At 44.5% G+C, this 1,320-nt stretch carries 1 protein-coding gene; it reads left to right on the top strand.

Translation table 11 applies throughout. From position 1 onward, the window contains the following. Positions 1 to 1,320: phage tail tape measure protein (locus tag PROVRUST_RS18510; protein ID WP_006816449.1), on the top strand; the 1,320-nt coding region annotated here is incomplete at both ends.

Below are 1,320 nucleotides of genomic sequence, written 5' to 3'. Positions count from 1 at the left end.
AAAGTCTTAGTACCAGGCTATGACTTTGAAATCGGCATGTCGAAAGTACAAGCCTTGACTCGTTTGGATAAAAACTCAGGCGATTACAAGATGCTGAGAGAGCAGGCGCGTGATCTGGGCGCAACGACGGCATTTACGGCGAATGAAGTCGCCCAAGGGCAAGCGTTCTATGCGATGGCAGGTTTTAAACCTGAGCAAATTAAAAATGCGATGAAAGGCACATTATCAATGTCACTCGCCGGAGACATTGACTTAGCCACTACGGCGGATATTGGATCTAATATTTTAACCGGCTTTAAACTGAACTCGGATGAAATGAATCGGGTTAGTGACACGTTAGTGGGGGTGTTCACTCGCGCGAATGTTAACTTAGCCATGCTAGGCGACACAATGAAATACGTTGCCCCACCCGCAGCAGGATTGGGTGTTGACTTAGAAACCGCCGCCGCCGCCGCGGGTAAACTTGGAGATGCAGGTATACAGTCAAGTATGGCTGGGACTAGTTTAAAATCTATTTTTGGGAGACTAGCAGCCCCGACGTCAGAAGTATCAAAGGCGTTAAAAGAAATCAATTTAAAAACAACGGACTCAAAAGGAAACTTTAGAGAATTTACTGAAATCCTTGTTGAGCTGGATAAGAAAACAAAAGGGATGGGAAATGCTAAGCGTGCTGGGTTGTTTAAAAAACTAGCAGGGGAAGAAGCATTTAGTGCCTTAATGGTTTTAACCGATCAAGCATCCACGGGATCTTTGCAACAATTAATAGCTGAGCTTAAGGCTGCTAAAGGCGAAGCTGAAAAAGTTGCAAATGTCATGACCGATAACCTCGACGGTGATATGAAAAACCTGACATCAGCGTATGAAGATGTCGGGATTCAAATCTTTGGTGGTGCCGATAGCCCATTGCGTGACATAGCAAAAAGCGTCACCGGCATCATTTCAAGCTTTGGTGAATGGGCAAAGAAAAACCCTGAAATAGTTAAAACACTCACCATGATTACATTGGGGCTTGGGGTGGTTCTGGCTGTGGGCGGTGGCATATCTTTGATGATTGCTGCAATGATTGGTCCACTTGCGATGGCAAAGCTCAGCTTGTCAGTATTAGGCATTAAAGGTAGTGGTTTTCTCTCGTTGTTGATTAAGCCAATTAAGCTAATTGGATCTGCGTTTATGATGTTGGGGAGGGCGTTATTAGCTAACCCGATTATCTTAATTATTACCGCCATTGCGGGGGCAGCTTATTTGATCTACAAGCATTGGGACAAGATAGGTCCCTATGTGAAAGGCGTGTGGAATTTAGTCACTGGTATTTTTAAGGAT

It is taken from the genome of Providencia rustigianii DSM 4541, from assembly GCF_000156395.1.
Lineage (GTDB): Bacteria > Pseudomonadota > Gammaproteobacteria > Enterobacterales > Enterobacteriaceae > Providencia > Providencia rustigianii.
The sequence above is the reverse complement of the archived record's forward strand: the minus strand, read 5'-3'. Positions and strand labels throughout refer to the sequence as shown.